Raw genomic sequence first — 2,179 nt, forward strand, 5'->3', positions numbered from 1 at the left:
GTCAACGTCCCGAAAACATGCGTGTCACGGTGAGGACTGCGGCACGGACAGCAGTCCTCACCGTGACACGCAGTTTTCACGGTCGTTCGGGGGAGTCGGTCGGGTGCGGCGTTCGGGGAGTCGGTCGAGGGAGTCGTTCGGGGAGTCGGTCAGGGGCGTTGGGGCTGGGCGCGCCGGGCCTGTCGGGATCGGTGCAGGCGGCGCAGTGTGAGCGTCAGGTAGAGCGCGATCGCGGCGCCGGCCAGGAGCAGCACGCCGGCGGCCCCGGCGGCGATCCACGGGTTGGCGACGGCCAACGCGATGACGCCCGCGACCGTGACGTCTTCGGCGGTGGAGACGACGACATTGCTCACCGGCTCCGGTGAGGTGTTGACCCCGGCCCGCATGCCGGCCTTGACGAGGTGGCTGAGCAGGGCGGTGGCGCCGCCGGTCGCGGCGAACAGGGCCGCCGTCAGGTCGGAGTTCTCGTGCCCGATGAGGTAGCCGACGGTCGCCCCCACCGCCGGGCGGATGACGGTGTGCACCGAGTCCCACACCGAGTCCAGGTAGGGGATCTTGTCGGCGAAGGCCTCGAGCACGAACAGCACGCCGGCCACGGCGAGCACGTCGGTGCGTGCCAGCACGTCCGGGATCGCGGCGACGTGCCCGAACCGCTCGAACAGGCCCATGACGAGCACGACCGCGTACGCGTTGATGCCGCTGGACCAGCCCGCCGTGAAACTCCACGCGAGAAGCTCTGCCGCCATGTGGTCTCCCATCGGTCTTGTCCCGGCCACCCGGGACGCCCTGCGCCGTCGGTCGCTGTGCTCCAGCGTCGGTTCGCCCAGGGCGAACAGCGCGTCAACACTCCGAAGGATCCGCGCATTCCGGGGTGACCAGGCCGTTCACCGCAGACTTCTCGTTGCGTCCCAGGGGGTGGGGCCGGGCGCGTCTTGACGTCTTGTCGGTGGCCCGAGGTATCGTCGAGGCATCGAACGGATGTTCGATAGTAGGTCAAGTGTTCGAGTCGGCTTGACGGTGTCCGAATCCGGGTGTGTCGCGCCCGGATCCGGGCCTCGGCGGGCTCGCGGCACCTGTTCGAGGCGTCGCGACCGCGACGCGGTGTCCAGGGTTTCACGGTGTTCGACGTGTTCCACGGTGTGCAGAGAGGGGCGATGGCGTCATGCGCACGTACGACGAGGCGGTGATCGTGCACCTCCGGTCGGCTCCCGGTCTCGGCGGGTCGGGTGGAGGTTCGGGCGGTGATCCGGACGGGCCGGTCGGAGTCGGTGAACCCGAGGGCTTCGTGTGGCGGGGCCGGTCGTACCGCGTGGAGGCCGTGCTCGACCGGTGGGTGCGGCGTCGGCCGTGGTGGCGGTTGGCGCTCGATCCGCTGCCCGCGCAGCACTGGGCGCACGCCGAGGCGGGGAGTGCGGCGGCTGGCGCCACCGAGGTGAGGGGCGCGGCTGGCGCCACCGAGGTGAGGGGGGCAGCGGCGACCGAGGTGAGGGGCGCGGCAGCGGCGGCTCGGGCGGCGCTGGCCGACCTGGAGGAGAACGTCTGGCGGGTGGAGGCCACGCGGGCCCGTCCCGTCGCTGCGATCTCGGGCGGCCGGGCGGGCGAGCGAGACGGCGCTCCGGAGGTGATCAGCGGGGTCTACGACCTCGTCGATCTCGGGCCCGACGGGCGCTCCGAGTCCGATCGCATGGCCGATCGCGTGGCCGATCGCGAGACCGATCGCGCGGCCGGTCGATGGCGCCTCATCGGCGTCGCGGATTGAGGCGGATCGAGGCGGAGTCCGATCGCCGCCCTGGCCGGCGGCGATCAGCGCGGCGATCAGTGGACAGAGAAACAGGTGTGGGGCAGCAGTGTCGGCAGGCGGCAGTGACGGTGGCGAGAAAGGACAGGGTGATGACGACGACACAGGCAACGGTGACCTCGGTGACACAGACAGTGGCCCAGACAGTGGCTCGGGCGGCTCAGACGGAGGCTCAGACGGAGACCCAGACGGAGACCCAGGTGCCGCATGGAACGGCGAGCCAGGGCAGGCCCGCGTCGGCGAGCCCGTCGCGCGGGGCGCGACACGGGCGCGAGGGGCGCGGGGCGCGACAGGGGCGCGGGGAGCGCGAGGGGCGCGGGGGGCGCGGGCGGCGCACCGACTCCGGCGGTGACCTGGGGGCGGGGTTGGAACTGCTCGACC

At 72.1% G+C, this 2,179-nt stretch carries 2 protein-coding genes and 1 pseudogene; 2 read left to right on the forward strand and 1 reads right to left on the reverse strand.

Going from position 1 to position 2,179, the window contains the following annotated elements:
- Window positions 1–149 precede the first annotated feature (149 nt).
- Entirely contained in the window at window positions 150–746 is a 597-nt protein-coding gene (locus PINTE_RS18260) for a DUF4126 domain-containing protein (RefSeq protein ID WP_068433614.1), read from the reverse strand.
- Window positions 747–1,162: 416 nt separating this feature from the next.
- Between PINTE_RS18260 and PINTE_RS18265 the strand changes: the two genes are divergently transcribed.
- Window positions 1,163–1,759: a DUF6504 family protein gene (locus PINTE_RS18265; RefSeq protein ID WP_068433615.1), complete on the forward strand. Its 597-nt coding sequence runs from the start codon at window positions 1,163–1,165 to the stop codon at window positions 1,757–1,759.
- 239 nt (window positions 1,760–1,998) lie between these two features.
- Window positions 1,999–2,179, forward strand: a pseudogene (locus PINTE_RS24020) (hypothetical protein); the annotation flags it as partial.

The organism is Piscicoccus intestinalis NBRC 104926 (assembly GCF_001515525.1).
Lineage (GTDB): Bacteria > Actinomycetota > Actinomycetes > Actinomycetales > Dermatophilaceae > Kineosphaera > Kineosphaera intestinalis.